Origin of the sequence: Lacibacter cauensis, from assembly GCF_007830055.1 — a bacterium.
Classification (GTDB): Bacteria; Bacteroidota; Bacteroidia; order Chitinophagales; family Chitinophagaceae; genus Lacibacter; species Lacibacter cauensis.
Genome location: NZ_VLLE01000003.1, coordinates 863,926 through 887,712 on the forward strand (window position 1 = coordinate 863,926; position 23,787 = coordinate 887,712).

The 23,787-nt window shown below is 42.6% G+C and carries 24 protein-coding genes; 4 read left to right on the forward strand and 20 right to left on the reverse strand.

Features of this window, described 5'->3' with window-relative positions; all coding sequences use genetic code 11:
• Nucleotides 1-115: 115 nt before the first annotated feature.
• From IQ13_RS08985 to IQ13_RS09010, 7 genes are all read right to left on the reverse strand, one after another.
• On the reverse strand, nt 116-1,201 hold the full coding sequence (locus IQ13_RS08985; RefSeq protein ID WP_158637359.1) for a lytic transglycosylase domain-containing protein: 1,086 nt from the start codon (nt 1,199-1,201) through the stop codon (nt 116-118).
• A 10-nt stretch (nt 1,202-1,211) separates the two neighbouring features.
• The gene (gatA, locus tag IQ13_RS08990) at nt 1,212-2,654 is read right to left on the reverse strand and encodes an Asp-tRNA(Asn)/Glu-tRNA(Gln) amidotransferase subunit GatA (RefSeq protein ID WP_144886011.1); all 1,443 of its coding nucleotides are present in this window, start codon (nt 2,652-2,654) and stop codon (nt 1,212-1,214) included.
• A gap of 58 nt (nt 2,655-2,712) precedes the next feature.
• The gene (locus IQ13_RS08995) at nt 2,713-2,922 is read right to left on the reverse strand and encodes a Sec-independent protein translocase subunit TatA/TatB (protein ID WP_144886012.1); all 210 of its coding nucleotides are present in this window, start codon (nt 2,920-2,922) and stop codon (nt 2,713-2,715) included.
• Between the two features lie 119 nt (nt 2,923-3,041).
• Nucleotides 3,042-3,167 carry a hypothetical protein gene (locus tag IQ13_RS21640; RefSeq protein ID WP_262711280.1) on the reverse strand — a complete coding sequence of 42 codons (126 nt, stop codon included), beginning with the start codon at nt 3,165-3,167 and terminating at the stop codon, nt 3,042-3,044.
• Between the two features lie 175 nt (nt 3,168-3,342).
• Nucleotides 3,343-3,696 carry a 50S ribosomal protein L19 gene (gene rplS, locus IQ13_RS09000; RefSeq protein WP_129132311.1) on the reverse strand — a complete coding sequence of 118 codons (354 nt, stop codon included), beginning with the start codon at nt 3,694-3,696 and terminating at the stop codon, nt 3,343-3,345.
• A 124-nt stretch (nt 3,697-3,820) separates the two neighbouring features.
• Nucleotides 3,821-5,380 (reverse strand): ribonuclease Y, encoded by a 1,560-nt coding sequence (rny, locus tag IQ13_RS09005; protein ID WP_144886013.1) that lies wholly within the window; start codon nt 5,378-5,380, stop codon nt 3,821-3,823.
• Between the two features lie 140 nt (nt 5,381-5,520).
• Entirely contained in the window at nt 5,521-5,823 is a 303-nt protein-coding gene (locus IQ13_RS09010) for a cell division protein ZapA (protein WP_144886014.1), read from the reverse strand.
• Between the two features lie 119 nt (nt 5,824-5,942).
• On the opposite strand from IQ13_RS09010, the gene IQ13_RS09015 reads away from it, so the two are divergent.
• On the forward strand, nt 5,943-6,194 hold the full coding sequence (locus IQ13_RS09015; RefSeq protein ID WP_144886015.1) for a hypothetical protein: 252 nt from the start codon (nt 5,943-5,945) through the stop codon (nt 6,192-6,194).
• On the opposite strand, the gene IQ13_RS09020 is transcribed toward IQ13_RS09015, so the two are convergent.
• On the reverse strand, nt 6,195-6,482 hold the full coding sequence (locus tag IQ13_RS09020) for a hypothetical protein (protein WP_144886016.1): 288 nt from the start codon (nt 6,480-6,482) through the stop codon (nt 6,195-6,197).
• 19 nt (nt 6,483-6,501) lie between these two features.
• A complete protein-coding gene (gene pheT, locus IQ13_RS09025; protein WP_144886017.1) occupies nt 6,502-8,925 on the reverse strand; it encodes a phenylalanine--tRNA ligase subunit beta in 2,424 nt (807 codons plus the stop codon).
• A gap of 450 nt (nt 8,926-9,375) precedes the next feature.
• Here pheT and dnaB point away from each other — a divergent pair, with 450 nt between their 5' ends.
• Nucleotides 9,376-10,974 carry a replicative DNA helicase gene (gene dnaB, locus IQ13_RS09030; protein ID WP_144886018.1) on the forward strand — a complete coding sequence of 533 codons (1,599 nt, stop codon included), beginning with the start codon at nt 9,376-9,378 and terminating at the stop codon, nt 10,972-10,974.
• 65 nt (nt 10,975-11,039) lie between these two features.
• Nucleotides 11,040-11,753, forward strand: a complete 714-nt coding sequence (locus tag IQ13_RS09035) for an RsmE family RNA methyltransferase (protein WP_144886019.1) — start codon at nt 11,040-11,042, stop codon at nt 11,751-11,753.
• Between the two features lie 67 nt (nt 11,754-11,820).
• On the opposite strand, the gene IQ13_RS09040 is transcribed toward IQ13_RS09035, so the two are convergent.
• From IQ13_RS09040 to IQ13_RS09090, 11 genes are all read right to left on the reverse strand, one after another.
• Complete coding sequence (locus IQ13_RS09040; protein ID WP_144886020.1) at nt 11,821-12,294, reverse strand: ribonuclease H-like YkuK family protein; 474 nt, start codon at nt 12,292-12,294, stop codon at nt 11,821-11,823.
• Nucleotides 12,295-12,416: 122 nt separating this feature from the next.
• Nucleotides 12,417-12,779: a CoA-binding protein gene (locus IQ13_RS09045; RefSeq protein ID WP_144886021.1), complete on the reverse strand. Its 363-nt coding sequence runs from the start codon at nt 12,777-12,779 to the stop codon at nt 12,417-12,419.
• Nucleotides 12,780-12,782: 3 nt separating this feature from the next.
• Nucleotides 12,783-13,580 (reverse strand): energy transducer TonB, encoded by a 798-nt coding sequence (locus IQ13_RS09050; protein ID WP_158637360.1) that lies wholly within the window; start codon nt 13,578-13,580, stop codon nt 12,783-12,785.
• Between the two features lie 35 nt (nt 13,581-13,615).
• Complete coding sequence (locus tag IQ13_RS09055) at nt 13,616-14,062, reverse strand: hypothetical protein (protein WP_144886023.1); 447 nt, start codon at nt 14,060-14,062, stop codon at nt 13,616-13,618.
• Between the two features lie 23 nt (nt 14,063-14,085).
• Entirely contained in the window at nt 14,086-14,439 is a 354-nt protein-coding gene (locus tag IQ13_RS09060) for a hypothetical protein (protein WP_144886024.1), read from the reverse strand.
• A 71-nt stretch (nt 14,440-14,510) separates the two neighbouring features.
• The gene (locus IQ13_RS09065; RefSeq protein WP_144886025.1) at nt 14,511-15,017 is read right to left on the reverse strand and encodes a GbsR/MarR family transcriptional regulator; all 507 of its coding nucleotides are present in this window, start codon (nt 15,015-15,017) and stop codon (nt 14,511-14,513) included.
• Between the two features lie 215 nt (nt 15,018-15,232).
• Nucleotides 15,233-15,991 carry a type I methionyl aminopeptidase gene (map, locus tag IQ13_RS09070; RefSeq protein WP_144886027.1) on the reverse strand — a complete coding sequence of 253 codons (759 nt, stop codon included), beginning with the start codon at nt 15,989-15,991 and terminating at the stop codon, nt 15,233-15,235.
• 94 nt (nt 15,992-16,085) lie between these two features.
• Entirely contained in the window at nt 16,086-17,729 is a 1,644-nt protein-coding gene (locus IQ13_RS09075) for a pyruvate dehydrogenase complex dihydrolipoamide acetyltransferase (protein WP_144886028.1), read from the reverse strand.
• A gap of 280 nt (nt 17,730-18,009) precedes the next feature.
• Nucleotides 18,010-19,797, reverse strand: coding sequence for a DNA polymerase III subunit gamma/tau (locus IQ13_RS09080; RefSeq protein WP_144886029.1), 1,788 nt, complete (start codon nt 19,795-19,797; stop codon nt 18,010-18,012).
• A gap of 50 nt (nt 19,798-19,847) precedes the next feature.
• Nucleotides 19,848-20,960 carry a VIT1/CCC1 transporter family protein gene (locus IQ13_RS09085; protein ID WP_144886030.1) on the reverse strand — a complete coding sequence of 371 codons (1,113 nt, stop codon included), beginning with the start codon at nt 20,958-20,960 and terminating at the stop codon, nt 19,848-19,850.
• Nucleotides 20,961-21,044: 84 nt separating this feature from the next.
• Nucleotides 21,045-22,289, reverse strand: a complete 1,245-nt coding sequence (locus IQ13_RS09090) for a hypothetical protein (protein ID WP_242009514.1) — start codon at nt 22,287-22,289, stop codon at nt 21,045-21,047.
• On the opposite strand from IQ13_RS09090, the gene glpK reads away from it, so the two are divergent.
• On the forward strand, nt 22,290-23,774 hold the full coding sequence (gene glpK, locus IQ13_RS09095) for a glycerol kinase GlpK (protein WP_144886031.1): 1,485 nt from the start codon (nt 22,290-22,292) through the stop codon (nt 23,772-23,774).
• Nucleotides 23,775-23,787 lie beyond the last annotated feature (13 nt).

Consider the following 23,787-nt stretch of genomic DNA (forward strand, 5'->3'; position numbering starts at 1 on the left):
ATGTTACTGAACCTTAGACCTTGATTTGATTTCCTTATCTCAAAGGAATATTTATTAGTTGATTCGAGGAAATAAAAATTAGTAAATCTGTTTCTCCATCAAATGCGTAAAGAGCCTAACCCTTTTTCTTCACCACAGGTTTCTTCTTTACTTCCGGTAATTCAGAAACTTTCGGATAAATATCTTTCATGCCATCTTCGCCATAAAAGCGCATCAGCAGCTGAATACTTTCGCTAAGTATAGCATATCGATTACTGTTGAAGAGTTGCATCTTCTCCTTTGGTAAACGCAGGCTAAATGTATTGTTGCCCGCCAGTACCGCATCAAAATTCGGGTTCAGCTGATTGAAGTATAACAGATCCACCATCAGGTTTTTTGCCATCACTACCGAACTGAATTTTCCGGCTATCACCTGCACATCAATATTCGGATCTGTTTTTTCCGGGGCAAATTCGGCAGGCTGTTGTTGTTTGCCATCGTTTACAACAGTTGTAACGCCGCCTTTTCCTTCCATGATGTAATGCGTAGCAATAAATTTCTTTACGTGGTTACGGCTCTCTTCAGGCAAATGATATTGCAGCTTCCAGAAATCTCTGCTGCCGCTTTTCTTAATGGCGCTATACACACGTCCTGGTCCGCCGTTATAGGCTGCAATTACCAGTAACCAATCATTGAGGTCGTTATAAAGCGTGGTGAGATATTTTGCGGCTGCATGTGTGCTGCGGAAATAGTCGGTGCGTTCATCAATCCAGCCGTTTACATTCAATCCATATTCTTTGGCTGTGTAAGGCATAAACTGCCATGGTCCACGTGCACCAACCCAGCTGGTCGCATTGGTGTTCAAGCCGCTTTCAATAACGGCCAGGTATTTTAATTCATGTGGTAAACCATATTGTGTAAGCACATTATCAATCAGTGTAAAGTAAGGTGTGCCCCAGCTCTTCATTTTTTGCAGATTCTTACCGTGCCGGTCGAGATAGTCTTGTATAAAACCCCATGCCTGCGGATGGATCTGTGCATCGTACGCATTGGTACTGTTGAACTCTTTGTTTACAAACAGCGATTTGAATCCATAATTTTCTACATTACCCTGTTGAGTAGCAATGCCGGTATCTGCTGCTGAACCTTTTGCAGTAGTTGTTTGCGCAAAGGAGCCAACTACAAATAGAATAAATGAAAGTGTAATGATTAATTTTTGCATGGATAACAACTTACCCTGCTTTATACGTTTGCATAAACGTATGTGCAAGACGAAGCAAAGATACTTCATCGAAGTGCTTGGTCATCATTTGTAAACCAAATGGTAAACCATTGCTATGCTGAAAGAGGGGAATTGATAAGCCGGGAATACCAACCAGGTTGGCAAACACGGTATAAATATCAGCAAGGTACATTTCAACCGGGTTGCTGTTCTTTTCACCAATTTTAAAAGCGGTAGAAGGCGATACAGGCATCAGCAAAACATCTACTTCACTGAAAACCAGTTTTGTTTGTTCAAATAATTTACGACGAACTTGCTGTGCCTTGGTATAATAAGCATCGTAATAACCGGCGCTCAACACAAAAGTACCCAGCATAATACGGCGTTGTACTTCCTTGCCAAATCCTTCGGAACGATTGGCCGAATAAAATTCCGTTAATTCTTCTTTTACAGGTGTAGCCTGGTAGCCATAGCGCACACCATCAAAACGGGAAAGGTTACTGCTGGCTTCAGCAGTTGTTAGCACATAATAAGTTGGAACGATATAGTCGATGAGATCGAACTCCAGTTCTTTTACCTGGTATCCATCCTGCTTCAGCTGTGCAATAAATGCAAGATGCGATGAACGGATTTCTTCATCCAATCCTTCGTGCTGCAGGGTTTGTTTGAAATAACCGATTACGGGTTTGGTAGACGCAGAAGTCAATTCCTCAGCATAGGAGGGAACAGGCAAGGTTGAGACCGTAGCATCATACTCATCTTCTCCGGCAATAACCGAAAGTACCAAAGCGGCATCTTCTACATTGTTTGCAAGAATGCCAATCTGGTCGAAGCTTGAACCGTAGGCAATCAATCCATGACGGCTGACACGGCCATAGGTGGGCTTTACACCAACAATACCGCAGAAGTCGGCTGGCTGCCGAACAGAACCTCCGGTATCGCTTCCCAAGCTAACCATACAAAGGTGTGCCTGTACTGCTACCGCCGATCCACCCGATGATCCACCTGGTACTCGACTTTCATCAATTTTATTACGCACAGGTCCAAAGGCAGATTTCTCGTTACTGCTGCCCATTGCAAATTCATCGCAGTTATTAATACCGATGATAATAGCATCTTCGGCTACTAATTTTTGAACGGCGGTAGAATTATAGATAGAATGAAAACCTTTCAGGATGTTTGAAGAGGCAGAAAGCGGATGTTGTTCCCATGCAATTACATCTTTAATGGTTACAACTACACCATGCAATTTTCCGGTTGATGTTCCCGCTTTTCGTTTTGCATCGAGCAGTTCAGCCCGTTGTCTTGCTTCTTGCGGGAACACGGCAACTAACGCATTTAAATGCTCTTGTCGTTCTATTTGTTGCAAATAGAATTCAACGGCTTCTTTACAGGAGGTTGTGCCTGCAAAAAGTTGCTGTTGATATGCGTTTATGGATGCGAAAGGATACAAAAGGGAGATCGCTTCAAAAAAGTTGAAGTGTAAGAATCAAATCGAAAGGGGTAATCGATTACTGTTTGTTCTGAGGAGTTTCAGTTGTGCTTTCCTCTATCTCCTTACGTACAGTATTCTTGGCATCGTTAAATTCACGGATACCTTTACCCAAGCCTTTCATCAGTTCAGGAATTTTACGACCTCCGAAAAGGAGCAAAATAATAATGGCAATAATGATGATTTCCTGCGTACCGAGAACACCAAGCAATATGGGTTGAAAATTCATGATCAAAAATTTAAAGGAACACAAAGTTACAGTTATTTATAACTCGGGCTTTGAAACAATTTGATAAAAAAAACCTTCCGGAGAGGGAAGGTTTCAACATTTTTATGAAAGTCTGCAAATTAGCGAATGTAATTTTTGCCGCATTTGCCTGCTTTGCCATTGGCTGCCTGGTAAGGAGTAATACCCCTGTTACAAGACATTAAAAAGAAAGCGACAACTGCAAGAGCTACTAATACCTTTTTCATGACCGGAACAACTGATTTAGTTAATAAATAGAGTTACGATTCTTTCAAAAGGTATGGAATTACAAACAAGCAATGCTTGCCCGGGAGCATAAATATAACGCAAAGGCCTGGTATATTCATATAAAAAGGGGAAAGATTTCTTTCCCCTTTTTAAGTATTGTGATAATCTTTTGGATTATTTCATGCGCTTTTCCTTGATACGTGCGCTCTTACCGCTTCTTTCACGGAGGTAGAACAGTTTAGCACGGCTAACCTTACCAACCTTGTTGAGTTCAATTGACTCAACGTTAGGAGAGTTTACAGGGAAGGTACGCTCAACACCAACACCATCAGAGATCTTACGAACTGTAAATGATGCAGTTGCACCCTGGCCCTGACGCTTGATTACATCGCCACGGAAACCCTGGATACGCTCTTTACCACCTTCAACGATTTTATAGTTAACAGTAACATTATCACCAGCTTTAAAGTTGGGATGTTGTTTTCCTGCAGTTAATTGCTCATGTACAAATGCAACAGCGGCGTTCATAACTCTTAATTTTTAGGACGGCAAAGGTAAGGGGTTTTTGTAGTAAATGGTAATTTGTTCGCAGGAATTTGGAAAAAAAGTTCAGACAATATTTCCGATCACTAATTACCAGTTGCTTTCAGTCTTATCTCGCCACGTTTACAGCTCTTTTTTCTCTGATAACGGTTACTTTAATCTGGCCAGGATAAACCATTTCGGTCTGAATTTTCTGCGCCATTTCAAAGCTCAGCTTGTCCGATTCTGCATCGGTAACCTTCTCTGCTTCTACGATTACACGCAACTCACGACCGGCCTGGATAGCGTAAGCCTTTTCAACACCAGGATAGCCCATTGCCAGGCTTTCAAGATCTTTAATACGCTGCAGGTACTGCTGCATAATTTCACGGCGTGCACCCGGTCTTGCACCACTAATGGCATCGCAAGCTTGGACAATCGGAGAAATAACATACTGCATTTCCATTTCATCGTGGTGGGCACCAATGGCATTGACAACTGCAGGGTTTTCACCGTACTTCTCAGCCAGTTTAGCACCGAGCAATGCGTGGCTCAGTTCAGTTTCTTCGTCTGGTACTTTACCAATATCGTGTAAAAGACCGGCACGTTTAGCCAGCTTTGGATTCAAACCAAGTTCAGAAGCCATGATGGCACAAAGGTTCGCTGTTTCACGGCTGTGCATTAACAGGTTTTGACCGTAAGAAGAACGGAAACGCATACGGCCTACCATGCGGATCAGCTCTTTATGCATGCCATGAATGCCGAGTTCAATAACAGTACGCTCGCCAATTTCCATTACCTGCTCTTCCAGTTGCTTACGGGTTTTTTCCACCACTTCCTCAATACGGGCAGGGTGAATACGACCATCGGCCACCAAACGCTGTAAGCTCAAACGGGCTACTTCACGGCGAAGCGGATCGAAAGAAGATAACAGAATCGCCTCAGGCGTATCATCAACAATCAGGTCAACGCCTGTCGCTGCTTCAATCGCACGGATGTTACGGCCTTCACGACCGATGATCTGACCTTTTATTTCATCGCTTTCAAGGTTGAAAACGGTTACTGTATTTTCAATAGTCTGTTCTGCTGCAGTACGCTGAATTGTTTGGATGACAATCTTACGTGCTTCCTTACCGGCTTTGAGCTTGGCATCTTCAATAATTTCCTGTTGCAATACCAGTGCACGGGTCTGTGCCTCCTGCTTCAGACTTTCTACCAATTGATTTTTGGCTTCTTCTGCGCTAAGACCAGCAATTTTTTCGAGGCGGCGGATATGCTCCTCCTGGTGTTTCTCCAGTTCGGTACGCTTTAGGTTCACCACTTCGATCTGGCGGTTGAGGTTTTCTTTGATAGCCTCGTTTTCTTTAATCTGCTTATCGAGGTTAGCTTCCTTCTGGTTAATGGATTGTTCTTTCTGGCGGGCACGGTTCTCGCTTTCGCTGATTTTGCGGTTGCGTTCCATCACGTCACGGTCGTGATCAGCCTTCAGTTGAACAAACTTTTCTTTTGCCTCGAGTTCTTTTTCTTTCCGGATGGTTTCGGCCCGGATGCCTGCTTCTTTAATAATGGATTGTGCCTGTGCTTCGGCTTCTTCTACCTGCTTTTGTGTGTTTTTAGCAAAGATGAATTTTCCTGCTACCACCCCTATGAGGAGTGCTACAATACCAATTATAACATAAATGAGTTCCATTGTTGATGTGGGGTTTGTTTTCTTTCTGCAAATCGTTCCTTTCTATGGCTTTATACATATACATAGCGGGACAATAGTGGCGAAAATACAGAAAAAAAGAAAGCATACCGACGTAATACAGCCCGAGCGGAGAATATGGCTTACGATTGCAGCAGCTGATCTATTTGCAGTTCGAGTTTTTTCAAGGCTTCTTCTGCATCGGCAGCGTTGGCTGAAGCTGGGGTATTGCCCGTTTTGGCGCTCACTTCAGTAGCATACCATATCAACACCATTGCAACATAATCCTGCATGTCTTTGCCGGCAAAGCTGGTTTTGTATTCAATTATTTTTTCATTGATGATTTTAACCGTTTTGCGAACATGTTCTTCATGCTCGCTGCTTACTTTAATACGGTAGCTGCGGTCGCCAATAACAATGTTTATGGGAATTAATGATTCCATCATACCAAAATAAGGCTAAGTTTTTATATATTCGAAACTCGTAAAAAAGTTCCCTTATCTGTTTTGTTGCATACTTTTTGAGAAGCACTGCTTATCACTTACCTCAAACCAGGATCAAAACAATGTTTGCAAAAGTTAAACCACAAGTGTTTATCGATACACTTACGTTGGAACTTTCGTCACCGGAACGGAAAGCAATAAAAGCAGTACTGAAAGATGAAGGTGGAGCTGTATGTCGCCATCTCGAATCAGAAGCATCTTCTCATCGTTCGCTCATCTGGAGTGGACTCAACGATCTTCCATACGGCGTGTATACCATCGAATTAAAGCAGGGTGAAAACGAGATGAAAATGCAGATCGTTAAGCGGGTGTAACTACTCTGTAAGCAAGGCAATACAACGATCAATTTCTCTTATAAATCCGTTCAGCTTTTTTTCCAGTTCCTTTTTTTCTTTTTCGTCTAATTGCTGTTGCGATGCTTTTAAAATTGCATTCTGCATTTCCAGTATTTCCATTTCCTGTTTACGATCGCTATGCTTGTCCTTTAACTGCAGCAGTTCTTCCTTGAGCTTTTTATTCTCTTTTTCAAGCTGCTGATGTTTTTTTACCAGCAGTTGCATTTTTTGCTGCAGTGATTGTATGTGTTGCTCGATAGCTGTCACCGTAAAGGTTTAATGAACATTATTTGCGTATTTCAGCCGAAAGTTGTTTTTCCAGCGTTTGAATGAGTGTGCTCATCATCTTCTCTGTTTCTTTATCTACCAATGTCTTTTCATCGTCCTGGAACACAAAATTGAGCGCCAGTGATTTTTTGTTGGCTCCAATTTTTTCACTCTCAAAAACATCGAATAACGACACAGCTTTCAGGCGGCTCACTTTCGCATTCTTAATTGCTTTCTCCACTTCCGCATAGCTGATATTCTTTTCAATTACAATCGCCAAGTCACGCTCTACGGCAGGGAAACGTGGAATTTCTTTGTACTCCAGTTTGGCTTTTGCAGCAAGCTGAGTTAAAATGTTCCAGTTAATATCGGCAAAGTAAACCGGTTGTTTAATATCGAACTGTTTTAACTGGGCAGCATCAACAATACCTACTTTGGCGATTACCTGTTTTTGGGTTTTGTAGTTGATGACTCCGCTGAAGCCTTTTTCTGCTTCTGCAATTTCTGTTTCGGCAGTAAGCCCCGCCTGTTGTAAAATACCATTCACCACTGCTTTGAGGAAGTACACATCGGTAGCCGATGCTTTTTGTTTCCATGAAGCTTCGGTAGTGCCGGTTGTATAAATAGCTAAGTGATCGGTTTCGAAATATTTACCGGTTTCGGTTGTTTTGTACGTTTTACCAAACTCAAACAAACGCAGACTGCTGTTTTTACGGTTGAGGTTAAACGCTATGCACTGCAAGCCTGTTTCCAGCATCGACGGACGCATCACATTCAGCTCGGCACTCAGGTTGTTGAGCATTTTAACCGTTGTTGCCAGCACTTCTTCGCTGTACCATGCACTGTTGGCAATGGAGTTGGTGAAGATTTCATTAAAGCCCTGACCGGCCAGGATGTTGCTTATTTTTTCTTTGTACGCAAAGCTTGTTTGATCGGCTTCGGTAGAAGGAGAGATGGTGATGCTGGTTGGAATTTCTACATTATCCAATCCATCAATACGCATTACTTCTTCTGCAAGATCGGCCGGTAATTCCATATCGGGTTTGCTGAAAGGTGCGGCCACCCATAGTTCATCAATGGATTCTTTCACCAATTCAAAACCCAGCGATTCAAAAATTTTCTTCACCGTATCGGGGTGATAGTTTTTACCGCTGATCTTTTTGAGGTAATGGAATTTGAGCGCAATTTGTGTTTTCTCTTTTGGCTTCGGATACACATCAACAACATCACTTGCAATTTCACCGCCACCGAGTTCTTTAATCAGTAACGCCGCACGCTTCAGTACGTTTACAGTATTACTAATGTCAACACCCTTTTCAAAACGTGTAGCAGCATCGGTACGCAGGTTATGACGGAACGATGTTTTACGTGTTGTAACCGGGTTGAACCAGGCACTCTCTAAAAAGATATTCTTAGTGGTTTCTTTTACACCGCTTTTCATGCCTCCAAAAACACCTGCAATACACATCGCTTCTTCTTTATTGCAGATCATCAGATCTTCTGCATTGAGCTTACGTTCTTTTTCATCAAGTGTAACAAAGGCAGTGCCTTCGGGTAAGTTCTTTACAATTACTTCGCCACCGGCAATAGCATCTGCATCAAATGCATGTAACGGTTGGCCTGTTTCGTGCAGAATATAATTGGTAATATCTACAATGTTATTGATCGGTCTTACACCAATTGCTTTTAACCGTTGCTTCAGCCAAACAGGGCTTTCTTTTACGGTAACATTGGCAATACTTACACCTGCATAACGCTGACAAGCTTCTGTATTTTCAACCTTAACTGTGATGGGTAAGTTTTTATGATCGGTTTTGAAACCATTGCTGAAAGGCGATTTCAGCACATAGTTTTTCTTATCATGAAAGTTGAGGTAGGCAATTACATCACGGGCAACACCCATGTGGCTCATGGCATCCATGTGGTTGGGTGTTAAACCAATTTCGATGATCCAATCAGTGTAGGGTTTAAAATAATCAGCTGCACTTGTACCCACAGTTACGTTGGCGGGTAGAATCATAATGCCTGCATGGCTGTTGCCTAAACCAATTTCATCTTCAGCGCAAATCATACCATGACTTTCAACACCACGGATCTTCGCCTTCTTCATGGTTAACGGTTCGCCATTTGCCGGGTAGATGGTTGTACCAATCGTTGCCACTACTACTTTTTGACCAGCAGCAACATTCGGTGCGCCACATACAATTTGCAAAGACTCAGCCGCACCAATATTTACTGTAGTGAGCGATAATTTATCGGCATCGGGATGTTTTTCGCAGGTAAGTACTTCGCCAATAACCAAACCCTGCAAACCTCCTTTTACTTCTTCGTAGGCCTCCATGCTTTCTACTTCTAGGCCAATTGATGTAAGAATACGGCTCAAACGCTCCGGTTCAACCGAAACGGGTAAATATTCGTGCAACCACTTATAACTGATCGTCATGCTAAGAGAACTTTTATTCGGAAAGCTGCAAAGATAATTGATTGACTGCTTGAGCCCTACAGTAGTTTTTGGCAGCTGACGAAAGGAGCAAAAACAGGGTTTTGGAAGCAAAAGTCCATATTGTAATCTGCGCCACACAGCAAAAGAATCGGTTCAAAATCTTTCTGCACAGCCTGTGTGGAAATGCGCACTGTTGGAGCGAAAAAATAAATTAAATTGAGGATAAGCCGGGTGTTTTATGTGCATCACTTCAAGAAAAGCGTGGATAACCCGGAATTTAATGTGGATTGAGGTTGAAAAAATTATACTGTGGATTTGTTTTTGCTGGTATTGGTTTGTCCTTTACATTCGTCGCCCTTGTTCCGGTAACAATTGCTTAACATGAAAAAACGATTGTACAACGCCGGCAAGGCAAATCCCAAAATAACATTGTAGTATTCTTTGTGAACTATGGCTATTCCGAATTTAAATACAGACCGTTCTAAGAAAAAACGTACTACGGTAGATCAGCTCACCGGCAGCTACAGCAAAGTGCAACCCCAGGCAAGAGAGCTGGAAGAAGCAGTGCTTGGCGCTATTATGCTGGAGAAAAGTGCATTCGATATTGTAAGCGAAATTCTGAAACCGGAATGCTTCTATGTATCGGCACACCAAAGCATTTTTAAAGCAATGCAGGAGCTGCAAAGCAAATCGACGCCCATTGATATTTTAACGGTTGTTGAACAGCTGAAAATTAATGGCGAACTGGAAATGGTTGGTGGTGCGTATTATGTGGCCAAGCTAACCAATTCGGTTGTATCTACTGCCAATGTGGAAGCGCATTCACGTATTGTACTCGAAAAATTTATTCAGCGGAAATTAATCACCATCAGCAACGAAACGATTGCAGAGGCATATGAAGATGCTGCAGATATTTTCGATTTGCTGGATGATGCGGAAAGCAAGTTATTCGAGATCACCAATAACTACATGCGCAAGAACTTCGAATCGATGGAAGATATTTTGGTGAAGACTATCCAGCGTATCGAAGACATGCGGAACAAGCAGGAAGATATTACGGGTGTACCGAGTGGCTTCCCCTCAATGGATAAAGTAATTTATGGCTGGCAGCCATCCGATCTGGTTATTCTTGCTGCCCGTCCTGCCGTGGGTAAAACAGCGTTTGCTTTAAATCTAGTACGTTACGCTGCATTAAATAAAACAAAGCCAACGCCGGTTGCTTTCTTCTCGCTTGAAATGAGTGCTGCACAGCTGGTGCAGCGTATTCTTTCGGCCGAAAGTGAAATTATGCTCGAAAAGATCTCCCGTGGTAAACTGGAAGATCATGAAGTTCAAGAGCTGTATAAAAAAGGAATTGAACCTTTAGCAAAGGCGCCGATTTATATTGACGACAGTGCGGCACTCAACATTTTCGAATTGCGTGCAAAAGCCCGCCGATTGGTAAACAAGCATGGTGTAGGCTTATTGATCATCGACTATCTGCAGTTGATGAGCGGTGCAGGAAATAAAAACACCAATCGTGAACAGGAGATCAGTACCATTTCACGTGGTTTAAAACAGCTGGCAAAAGAATTACATATTCCCATCATTGCACTTTCGCAGTTAAGTCGTGATGTGGAGAAACGTAAGGATGGTAACAAGATGCCGCAGTTGAGTGACCTTCGTGAATCGGGTGCGATTGAACAGGATGCGGATATGGTGTTGTTCTTGTATCGTCCCGAATATTACGATATTACATCGAATGAGTTTGGTGAAAGCAACCGTGGTGAAACACACGTACGTATTGCCAAGCACAGGAATGGTTCGCTCGAAACAATTAAACTGAGAGGCTTACTGCATATTCAGAAATTTATTGAAGATGATTTTGGTGATGCAGGTGGAATGCCAGGTGGCGGTGGTAGTTACAATGCGCCATTACCGGGCGGACCGGGCATGTTGCCGGGCAGTGGTAGTTGGAAGCAAATTCCAGAAGATGACGGCCCCAAAGTTTACGTACAGAAAGGAAGTAAAATGAATGATATGAACTTCGATGAGGAAACGCCGTTTTAGATTTCTGATTTCGGATGTATGATTTTAGATTTGTCCCGCTTGCTTAAAGCGGGACATTCTTTTTTATGGCATTACCTTTTTTCTATATCGAGTCTTTAGATTCATCGCAACAACTTCTTACGTTAAACGAAGAAACCTCGAAGCATGTGGTGCAAGTATTGCGTATGCAGGCAGGAGAGCAGTTGAATTTAACCGACGGGAAAGGCAATTTGTTTACAGCGCTAATAAACGATGCACATAAAAAGCATTGTGTAGTAAAAATTCAAACAAAAAGCTTTACACCGCAAGCTGCACGCAAAACATGCATAGCTGTTTCGCTGGTGAAGAATGCAAGTCGTTTCGAATGGTTTTTAGAAAAGGCAACAGAAATCGGTATCACCGAAATTATTCCGTTGTTGTGCGACCGGACCGAGCGCCAGCATTTCCGTTACGACCGGATGAAAGGAATACTTGTAAGTGCCATGCTGCAGAGCCAGCAAACATGGATGCCTGTGCTGCATGAACCAATGAGATTTGAAAATTTAAAAATGATGCAATTTGAAAATGCAGTAAAGCTGATTGCACATTGTGAAGAAAGAGAAAAAACATCGATCACCGATATCCTGAGCGAAGTCGAAGGTGCAAATTGTATGATCCTGATTGGTCCGGAAGGTGATTTTACTTCTGCTGAAATTGAATCTGCAATTGCAAGCGGATGCCAACCCGTAATGCTGGGCGAAACAAGATTGCGAACAGAAACAGCTGCTGTTGTTGCAGCCACTTTATTGAAAATCCGGTAAGAATAGGGGCGAAGAATTTACGAACCGTGGTTTACACGGTTGAGAGACAGAATCGTAAACGAAACAATCAGTTTACTATTTTATTGGCACAGCTGCTGCTGGCAAAAGCTTCGGGCTTGGCTTTAAAAGCAAAGCCCATACCGAGGATATAACCCATGGCTTCACGCAATGCTTCATTGCTTTTAAAATGCGGATTGGTATTAATATCGGCATGTACTTCCATATCCACATCGTACTGTGTAAACAGATCGCAGAGCTCGTAGGCAATTTCAATACTCTTTGCCACTTCTACCAACATCCGTTCTTTGATGGAATACTTCTGTTTGGTTTTATCGTTATGAATGAACATGAAGCCACCATGTCCTTCACGCAGAAAAACAATAACTGTTGCAAATTCGGTATCGCTTCCTTTTACCTGGCTATCGGTACCAATACAAACTTTTAAACGGAAACCTTTTTCGGTTTCTCTTATGATGGCGGTACGTACCTCATCCTTAATAGGAATACGGATGTGCTCGCCGTTAAATTTTCTCCATTTCATAAAAAGGGTTTTCCCTAATTTACGAAACTCTTTTTGCCTGCTGCAAGCTTGTTCAGTTATTAGTTTATTAACAGCTGGGGATAACCGAAGCCACTTCAACAAAACTGCCGGAACGCTGAAAGCTAATACTGGCCTGTACTTAAGAGCACAAGTGTACAGGCTTCCATCGTTTCAATATTGTTATTACGTGCCAATTCTTCCAGCTCCCGATTTTCAGTACCCGGGTTAAAAATGATGCGTTTAGGATGTAAGGAGAGTATATAATCGTAATACGCTTTCTGGTGTGTTGGGTTGATATACAGGGTAACCGTATCAATATCGTGGTAAGGTTGCTGTTCTGTTTCAATGGCTACATCTGCCACGGTTCCTTTGTGTTTGCCAATAGCTTTTACCGGATGACCATTGCTGCGTAACCGGTGGACAGCCAGGTAACTAAACCGAATGCTGTTGTCTGAGGCACCTATGACTAAGGTTAACTTGGACATTATTTAATCTTCGGGTATGATGAATGAAATTTTTTGACGACGCCATGCTTTTACATTTTTATTGTTCTGAAAAGCAGGCTCCCATTTTGGGCCTTTTCGGATTGCATTAACGGCCATAATATCCAACAGAGGGCTGGAGCTGTTTATTGCTTCAACAGAGCAAACTTCTCCGTCATTACAAACTACAAACTGAACTTCAACAGTCATACGTTGCGGTCTGTTAATAGCCATAATAAGATCGGGCATGCTTAACTGCTTGGTAAGATATTTCGACCATCCTTTGTCTCCTCCCGGAAACGAAGCTTCTTTTTCAACTGTTGCAAAAACAACACTACTGTCTTTTTTCATATGCTCATTTTGCAGCATTGCTGTTTTATTTTTTTCAGCTTCATCATTCTTTTCCGGAAAAGAATTTTTTACTTCCGCTGTTGTTTTTTCAACATAGTGCAATGAGTCGTAGATTTCTCCTTTAGTATTATAGAAATACCAATAGCCGCTTGGTTTACCATCTACAAATTTTCCTTTATACATTGGTTTTCCTTCCCAAAAAAAGGAGTGAGGTCCTATTTGTGTTGTGAAATTGCTATCTGTAAAATACCCTGTTCGTACAACTCTGTCTTTTGAATCGTAATCGGTATAAGCCCAATAACCTTTAAAAGGCTGCGATAAACGATAAAAGAAAGCTTCTTTTACATTGGTGGTTACTTCGAAATAGCGATTTAGCAAATTTTGCTTTACTTCCTGTGCATTTACCGTAAAGACTGAAATAAAAAAAAGCAATGTTATTTGAAGTGTTCTCATTGAATAAAAATATTGCATAACGAGGAATATTCTAACTAAAGGGGAGATGTTTTTAGTAACAACAGATTATACACAAACAGCAAAATAAATACAAGTGCAAATGTTATAAATAGAGCATTCATGCCTATTTCGCCTATTTTGAAAATCAGTTTTTTGGGTATCTGGTACATAGGGTAGTAGGCAAACTGTGTCGCAACTTTCCCTGTCCAATAAGCTGCTATTAAGCCGGTTAAAGCCACTGCCAGTGATGTGCCGTTTTTCAATTCATCGGCTAGCAGTAAAGAAATGAGTCCGAATGAAAAATTTAACCCCTGAATATACCTGCCGTATGTTTTTGCTATTTCCTGGTTAAGAGGCTTTAGTTTTTTAATATCATTATACCAATCAAATACTTTGTGGCGTATGTATGGATAGATGAGTGCAGTAAACATTTGTCCTACTGCTCCTACGTAGATAACCCAGTTTGGAATTTCGAATTTCATTACAGATAATTTAGCAACAGCTATTATTTCAAATGCACAAGCTCTTTCAGCTCCAGTGCATTCAGTTCAAGCTTGCAGATGATGGTATAGATGAGTGCAAGAACAGGTGCGGTGTACAACAGAATAAATAAGCCAAAGCCAAACGGAACAAGCAGGATTAGAATAGCAATGAGCCAATGATAATAAAGGCGCAGACTGCTTCGGTTGGTAAACCATTTATTAGCCGCATGTACCAACATACCAACAATGTGTACTGCGCCCACAACAAAATAAGCGGTAAGCAACTGGCTGTTGTCTCTGCTGATGAGCCAGCTGATAAAAAATCCAATGATCAGCAGAACACTGCTGTAAAATTCAATTTGCTTAAAACGTTTCATGGGTTCTTTTTATGATCGAAATAATGCAAAACGATTGTGTATAAAAAAAGCCGGGAAATACCGGCTGTTAACTATTTGAATATTTTGAGTGCTGTACTTAAAAACCAGTTTTCATCACTCTTTACCAACACGTCGAGCATGTCATCGGCATGCGCACCAAATTTCTTGATGCCGTTGATGGTGTCGAGAAAAGTTTTCACTTCTTTATCACGTTTATCACCTTCCACTTTGCTCAGCTGATCCATCAGCTTCATCATTGGGTCAAGCTCACGTTTCTTACGTTCCTTGATGATTTGCGTGGCAACTTTCCAGATATCTTTTTCTGCCGTAAAATATTCTTTGCGTTCACCCGGTATCAGCACACGATCAACCAACCCCCAATCAATCAGATCCCGGATATTCATATTTACATTTCCCCGGCTGATGTTGAGTTGTGCCATAATATCATCCTGTGTAAGCGGATCAGCACTGATCATCAGCAACGCATGTACTTGCGCCATGGTACGGTTAATACCCCAATGCGTTCCCATCGCTCCCCATGTGCTGATGAATTGTTGCCTTGCTTCTGAAATCTTCATGGCCCTAAGTTAGCAAGAAGTTTAGAATTTTCAAAAATTACTGAAAAATAATTTTCAAATATGAACGGCTGTAAGTATGCTGCAGCAAGGGTTTGGCTAAAATGGATAGTATCCTGTCCGATTGCAGAACAACATTGTTTAAAGTACACGACTGCTAATAGTACTGCCATGCACACAACGATGCATGTGCAACAACTCCACTGTACTAGCAGATACTATATTTCGTTGGCTGCTGTAAGAATAACTGGTTTGTTATCGGTAATTAAAATGGTGTGTTCATGCTGCGCAACATAACCACCTTTGTTGCCAACAAAAGTCCAGCCATCACTTAACTCCACTGCTAATGTTGAATGTGTGGCAATAAATGTTTCAATAGCTACAACCGAATTTTTGCGAAAGCGTTTGGTGTTGAAGCGATCGTAATAGTTGGGTATTTCTTCCGGCTCTTCGTGTAAACTTCTGCCAACACCATGGCCGGTTAAGTTCTGGATTACTTTACAGTTTGCTTTTTTTGCCTGTGTTTCGATGAGCTTACCAATTTCTGCAATGCGTACACCGCCTTTTATTTCGTTGAGTGCATTATATAAAATGCGTTTCGATAAATCAACAAGTGGTTGATGTTGATGAAGATCTTCACCCACAACAAAAGAACCACCATTGTCAGACCAAAATCCATTTAACTCTGCCGATACATCAATATTCACCAAATCGCCTTCCTGTAAAATAATATCGGCAGATGGAATACCATGTGCAAACGATTTGTTGACACTGATACAGGTGTATCCGGGAAAGTTATAGGTAAGATAAGGAGCCGATTTCGCACCCATTTCTTCCAGCATCTTCTTTCCATATTCATCTAATTCTTTTGTACTGATGCCGGGCTTTGCATACTCCCGCATGGCTTTTAATGTAACAGCAACGGCATTGCTGATTTGTTTCATGCCCTCCAGTTCTTCGTTGTTGGTGATGCTCATTTTTATAAGTGCTTATGGCTGCTAAGTTAGGTAATGAATACACAAAAAAAATCCCGTTGCATGGCAACGGGATTGTATGCGATAATCGATGAACTTATACCAACATGGTAACAGGATTCTCGATATATTTTTTGAGTGTTTGTAAGAAGGCTGCACCAATTGCACCATCCACACTGCGGTGGTCGCAGCTCAATGTTACTTTCATCACATTAGTTGTACCAAAGCTGCCATCTTTTTTCTTGATTACAATTTCTTTAATGCGACCAACAGCAAGGATACAGCTGTCTGGCGGATTAATGATGGCAGTGAAATCTTCAATGTCCATCATACCAAGATTAGAAATGGTAAAGGTGTTGCCACTGAATTCCTGTGGCTGCAGTTTACCTGTTCTTGCTTTATCGTACAAACCATTTGCTTCTGCCGCAATCTGGCTTAAACTTTTCTGATCTGCAAATTTGAATACCGGAACAATCAATCCCTGATCAACGGCAACTGCACTACCAATATGAATGTGCTGGTAAGTGCGGATGAAATCACCCATCCAGGAAGAGTTTACTGCCGGATGTTGACGCAAGGCCATTGCACAGGCTTTGATCATCATATCCTGGAAGCTGATCTTAACAGGACTCACTGCATTCATTTGCGCACGTGCAGCCATTGCATTGTCCATGTTCAGTTCCATCTTCAGGTAGAAGTGTGGAGCGGTAAACATGCTTTCGCCCAAACGACGTGCAATGGTTTTACGCATGTTGCTGTTTGGCGTATCAACATAACCTTCGCCTGCACCCGGCGTAAATGCCATAACAGGAGCAGAAGGCGTTGCCGCTTTCGAAGCAGCAGGAGCCGTAGCTGCTGCAGGTTTGAAATTATCGATATCTGCTTTAATGATACGGCCACCATCGCCACTGCCTTGTACAGCGTGGAGATCGATACCTTTTTCAGCAGCAATTTTCTTTGCTAAAGGTGATGCTTTAACACGACCATTTTCAGTGCTTGAAGTCGTTGTTGTTGCAACCGTAGGAGCACTGGCAGCAGTAGGAGTTGCAGCAGCCGGTGCACTTGCAGGAGCTGCGGTTGCACCCGGATTTTTAAAGGCAGCTACCAACGCTGTAATATCAGTACCGGCTTTACCGATCACTGCAATTACTTCGTTTACTTTCGCAGCATTGCCGGCTTCAACACCGGTATATAAAATGGTACCGTCAGCATAAGGAACCACTTCCATGGTTGCTTTGTCGGTTTCAACATCCGCTAAACTTTCGTCGGCTTTTACACTGTCGCCCACTTTTTTATTCCAGGCAACAATCTTTCCTTCCGTCATTGTATCGCTCAACAAAGGCATGCGGATGACCGTAACACCCAGTTGACTTGCCAATGCATCTGCATCAACACCCGCAGCGGCAGGAGCCGATGGAGCAGGGGCAGCAGTTTCAGTTGCAGCAGCGGGAGCCGGAGCCGGAGCAGCAGAGCCACCATCCAACAGGCTCTTATAATCTTCGCCTTCTTTACCTACAATTGCAATGATTTCGTTGATTTGGGCTGCCTTTCCTTCGGGCACGCCAATGTATAATAATGTGCCATCTGCATAGCCAACCACTTCCATGGTAGCCTTATCAGTTTCAACATCTGCAAGCACATCGTCGCTTTTTACCTTATCGCCTACCTGTTTGTTCCATTTTACAATCTTTCCTTCGGTCATTGTATCACTTAACAGGGGCATACGAATCACTTCAGCCATAAAATCAGTTTTTTTGTCGTAATGAAGGCGTGAAATTAAGGCAATTTGGCCAAATATCTTCCTGTGCTTTCTGGCCAATAACTGTTAGCTTTTTGCATGGGGCAGAAGCAGGTTAACGGAAGTCCGGTTCCGGCACTTTTTTCAGGTGGAAAAAGCGTTTCCCATCATTGTTATTGCCGGCAAAAGTTGTGGGTTACATATCGCTCAATTGCTTTCGAAAAGCGGTATGCTTTTGTTTGAAAAGGGTGATTTGCTTTTGAGAAAGCGCCGAACGAACAGTTTAATCGAGCTGCATACCCAAACGATCTCTCAATTCTTTCACCAAAGGATATTTTTCAGCCATTAGTTGAAACTGTTCCCGTACGGTAAGCGGACGTTCAATCGGCGTGTCATCTTCCGGGTCTTCAATGAGCTCCACATGAATATTGATGTTGGGATTTTTGAAAAAGCTTTGTACATGCAGTAGCAATGATGTTTTTTCCTGTTTCAGAAAACCAGCCTGGATAGCACCCGATACCACCACTTCAAAATCAACCGGCGATTTGATGCGGTACTCCATCATTTCAAAAATAGATACCACCGAATGTTTAGCTGCTGCTTTTAATTTGAGAATGTATTCCTGCCAGGCAATTTTTAATCCTTCTTCATCAAGATCACGTTGCTGGTTAGCTGCATTGTTACTTTCTGCTGCAATTTTTTCACGAAGTTTTGATAAGCCACCTTTTAAACCCGGGGAACTTGGTTTTGGAACTGAAACGGATGGGGTTTGGACATTGGTTTTTGGCTCTTGTTCCTTGTACCTTGATCCTTCTATCTTCTGCTGCGGTTCTTCCACTAACAGCTTGGCTCCACTTGTTTCCTGCACCTTGTTCCTTGTACCTTCAGTCTGCTCCTTTATTTCAACCGGCTTTAATGCACGAAACTGAACAGCTTTTGCTTTCTCAACTACTTTTTTTTTATCAGCAAGATCAATGGCTTGTTGCAGGTACGTGAGTTTAATAATGGCCAACTCAACATGCAGGCGTTTGTTACGGGCAGCTTTGAAACCAATTTCCGCTTCGTTCAAAACATTCAGTGCGCTGATGATATAAGAAGCCGATGTTTTTTTTGCTGCAGCAATGTAACGGTCTTTAAAACTTTCCACTACTTCCAGCAAATTGGCCACACGTTCATCTTTACACACTAATAAATTACGGAAGAATTCGGCCATGGCGTTGAGTACCATGTCGCCTTCAAAACCTTTGCGGTTAATATCATCAAACAACAACATACCGGTTGCCAGATCCTGCTGTTGCATCGCATCAAGCAGTTTGAAGAAATAATCGGCATCGAGTATGTTCAGATGTTCTAATGTGTTTTGATAGGTTAATTCACCATTGGTAAAACTCACGATCTTATCCATGATGCTGAGTGCATCACGCATACAACCTTCGCTTTTTTGCGCAATTACCTGCAGGGCTGGTTTCTCTGCTTTCAGTTCTTCCTTATCAACAATTTCCTGTAAATGTTCAACCGTATCGTTAATGGTAATTCGTTTGAAATCGAAGATCTGACAACGACTCAATATGGTTGGAAGAATCTTATGCTTCTCCGTTGTAGCCAAAATAAAAATTGCATAGGATGGCGGTTCTTCCAGTGTTTTCAAAAAAGCGTTGAAGGCACTGGAGCTGAGCATGTGTACCTCATCGATGATGTATACTTTGTATTGACCCATCTGCGGTGCGAAACGTACCTGTTCAATGAGTGAACGGATATCATCTACCGAGTTGTTACTGGCCGCATCGAGCTCGTGAATGTTGAGCGATGTGCCTTCGTTGAAAGTGCGGCAGCTTACGCAGGTATCGCAAGCCTCACCGTTGGGTTGAATATTTTCGCAGTTGATGGTTTTGGCCAGAATACGGGCACAGGTTGTTTTACCTACACCACGTGGACCGCAAAACAAAAATGCATGCGCCAGCTGGTTGTGGCTGATGGCATTTTTTAATGTTGTAGTAATGTGACTTTGCCCCACAACTGTATCAAAAGTCTGGGGTCTGTACTTTCGTGCCGAAACAATGAATTTATCCATAACTGCGGCTGCAATTTAGTGAAAAAGCGAGTTAGACCTGTAAGGTTTACCTACCCCGCAATATTCACCCCAATCAGTTTGCCTATTCCAAACGTAATAGCTGCTGCAGCTAAACCAAACAGCACCTGGCGAAAGCCGGAGCTCCAGATGCTTTTGCCGGTGAACAAGGTAATGGCTGCACCAATAAGAAATAAACCCACTGCACTTAAACCAATGCTCCAGATAATAAAGGTGAAGCCTGTACCAAAAAAGAAAGGCGCAACAGGAATAACCGCACCAATCGCAAACAAAACAAACGAAGCAATGGCGGCTGTCCATGCACTGCCTCTTAATTCTTCGGCATTAATGCCCAGCTCTTCTTTAATCAACACTTCATGTGCATGCGATGGATTGCTGATCACTTCCTTCGCCATTTGTTCGGCCTGTTCTGCAGGAATACCTTTGGCCATATAAATCAACTGCAGTTCTTTCATCTCTGTCTCCGGATTGTTTTCAATCTCTTCCATTTCCAATGCCATCTGTCGCTCATACAATTCCTGCGAGCTTTTTACAGAGATCCATTCGCCCAGCGCCATCGATAATGCACCGGCTAACAAACCGGCTAGCCCGGCCAGTAACACACCTGTTTCGCCATTGGTGGCACCGGCCACGCCCATCACTAAACTCATGTTCGATACCAGTCCATCGTTGGCACCAAGCACGGCAGCACGCAAGGCATTACCACCAACCGATTTATGTCTTCTGCCTTCTAATGACGTTAACTTTTCGCTGCTGATTTTTGAATCGGCACCAATTAAATTCTTGAGGATTTTTACATGATTATTTTCTGCACCGGATAATGGAATATTTTGCTGGACTTTATCGCTCGATTGTTTAAAGGCCAATACCTTTTCTGTTTGCATTAATGAATCAAGCACATATTCATAACCGAATAGTTTCCCAATACGATTGAGTGTTTTTGCACGCCACGATGGGGAAGGCAGTTCAAATGCTTCGCCTTTTTCTTTTGCTTTGGCAACCATACCATCTGCATGGCTGCGTTCGATAGCCGCCATTTGTTGATAAATGGAAGCAATGGTTTCATTATCTTCTGCCGCTGCTAACTGACTGTATAAATAAGCGGCATCAATTTCGGTTTGTACACTGGCGGCTGCTTTGTTCATTTGCTGAAGAGTTTGCACTAATGTACTTCATCTGTTTCAGAAGAGCAGTGATGTTAAGCACGAACAGTACTGACAGTAATAGGTTTAAACAATGGGATGGCGGTAAAATGGTTTTGTACGATCGAAATTGTAACGATACGTAACCAACCGGCGGCTGATATGCGTACCGAGGCTGGATGCAACGTTCATCATCTTCGGATTAAAATCGCCGATCCACTGCATTTCATAATCTTCATACTGCAATTGTTGCTGTATTAGTTTTGATGCTTCAACAATCATAAATGCATCTACACCTTTGGCCCGGTGTTCAGGCACCACACCGAAAATAATACCGGTGAATTTTTTATTTTTCTTTCTGGCCTTGATCCACAAAAACTGCAGCTTACCCCACCAGTCGAAACGGCCATTGAGGTACTTGAACCATTGATTGAGGTCGGGTAGGTTCAACCAAATGGCAACGGGTTCATTTTTATAATAGGTAAACCAGGCGATGCGTTCGTCAAGCACCGGCTTCATCGCTTCAAACATCGCAAGGGCTGTTTTCTCTTCCATTTGTTTTAAGCCTGCATGTGTAGCCCATGCTTTGTTGTAAACCGTACAAAAGTCTTTGGCAAATTTTTCCAGTTGATGAATGTTTACATGCACTGCTTTGTAATCGCCATTCTTTGCTATTGCAGCATGACGGGTATAAAATTTATCATCGAGTTGATTTTTTACTTTAACGGAATAACAATATTGGTTGAAGAAAAGCTGAAAGCCGGATTGTTCAAACAACTGTTGGTAATAAGGCGGGTTATAATTCATGCAGTACAACGGTTGTCCGCTGCCTTCTACCTGCAAGCCCCACCAGCGGTCACGCTCACCAAAGTTGATGGGCCCATCCATGGCTTCCATACCCTTGCTTTGCAACCATTGCCTTGCTGTATCAAATAAATAGTTGGCAGCAGTTTGATCATTGATGCATTCAAAAAAGCCCACACCACCAACAGGCACATCATCGCCTTTCGATTTATAACGGCTATTCACAAACGCTGCAATACGGCCAATTAATTTGCCGGCATCATCTTTCAGCACCCATCGAATTGCCTCGCCATATTGAAAGGTTTTATTCTTCTTTCTGTCAAACACCTGTTCAATATCCTTATCCAGCGGACGGATCCAATCAGCATCATGTGTATATTGTTCAACAGCCACCTGTAAAAATTCTTTTGCTGACTGTTTATCATTAACTTCAACCAATTGCATGTGCCCTTCTTTAATACTCAAATGTAAGGGTTCATACAACAACGGATTGTTAGCGTATTGTAAGAAGTTTAATACAGATGTCATATGGAAAAATATATTCTTGCCTTAGACCAGGGAACAACCAGCAGCCGTGCAATTGTGTTTGCACACGATGGAAGTATTGTTTCCGTTGCACAAAAAGAATTCACACAAATTTTTCCGCAGCCCGGTTGGGTAGAGCATGATCCCGAAGAAATATGGAGCACACAATTAGGTGTAGCTGCTGAAGCTATTACCAAAGCTGGATTAACCACCGAGCAGATCCATGCCATCGGTATCACCAATCAACGGGAAACAACCGTGGTGTGGGATCGTAAAACGGGGAAGCCCGTTTACAACGCAATCGTTTGGCAAGACAGGCGCACGGCCGATTTCTGCGATGAACTGAAACGAAAAAATCTGCACATCCTTATTCAGCAACGAACAGGATTGGTGGTGGATGCCTACTTCAGTGCTTCGAAAATAAAATGGATTTTAGATCATGTAGAAGGCGCCAGAACAAGAGCCGAAAAAGGGGAACTCTGTTTTGGCACCATTGATACGTGGTTGTTATGGAATCTTACAAAAGGGCAGGTGCATGTAACCGATGTTAGTAATGCCAGCCGCACCATGCTTATGAATCTGCAAACATTGCAGTGGGATGGTGAACTGGAAAAAATATTCGATATACCCGGAAACATGTTGCCGCAAATACGCAGCAGCAGCGAAGTATACGGCACCACACAAAACATCCTAACGGCTACGAATATCCCTATTGCAGGTATTGCAGGCGATCAGCAGAGTGCCTTGTTCGGACAAATGTGTACCAAACAAGGCATGGTAAAAAATACCTATGGCACCGGTTGTTTTATGCTGATGAATACAGGAGAGAAGGCAGTGATTTCAAGAAACAACTTACTGACAACTGTTGCATGGAAGATCAACGGTAAAACAGAATATGCGTTGGAAGGAAGTGTGTTTATTGCCGGCGCAGTGGTACAATGGCTGCGTGATGGTTTGGGTATCATCCGTTCGTCGGGCGATGTAGAGAAGCTGGCGGCCAAAGTAACCGATAGTGAAGGCGTTTATTTGGTGCCTGCTTTTACAGGACTTGGAGCGCCTTACTGGAACCAGCATGCAAGAGGAACGATGGTGGGGATGACGAGAGGAACCACCGCTGCACATATTGCCAAAGCAGCCCTCGACAGTATTGCTTACCAAACGGTAGATGTACTGAAAGCGATGGAAGCCGATGCCGGCATTTCCATTGCGGAGTTAAGAGTAGATGGTGGCGCTACTGTAAATAATTTGCTCATGCAGTTTCAAAGCGATGTGCTGCATACCAATGTTGTTCGTCCGCAGATTACAGAAACCACAGCATTAGGTGCTGCTTATCTTGCCGGGCTTGCAACGGGTTACTGGAGCAGTATTGATGAAATACAGCTACAATGGAAGGTCGAACGAAAATTTGAACCTTTAATGGACGATGAAAAGCGAACAGCTTTGTACAATGGCTGGCTGAAGGCGGTTAAGGCAGCAACTAGTTTTTAGTTTATGGTTTATA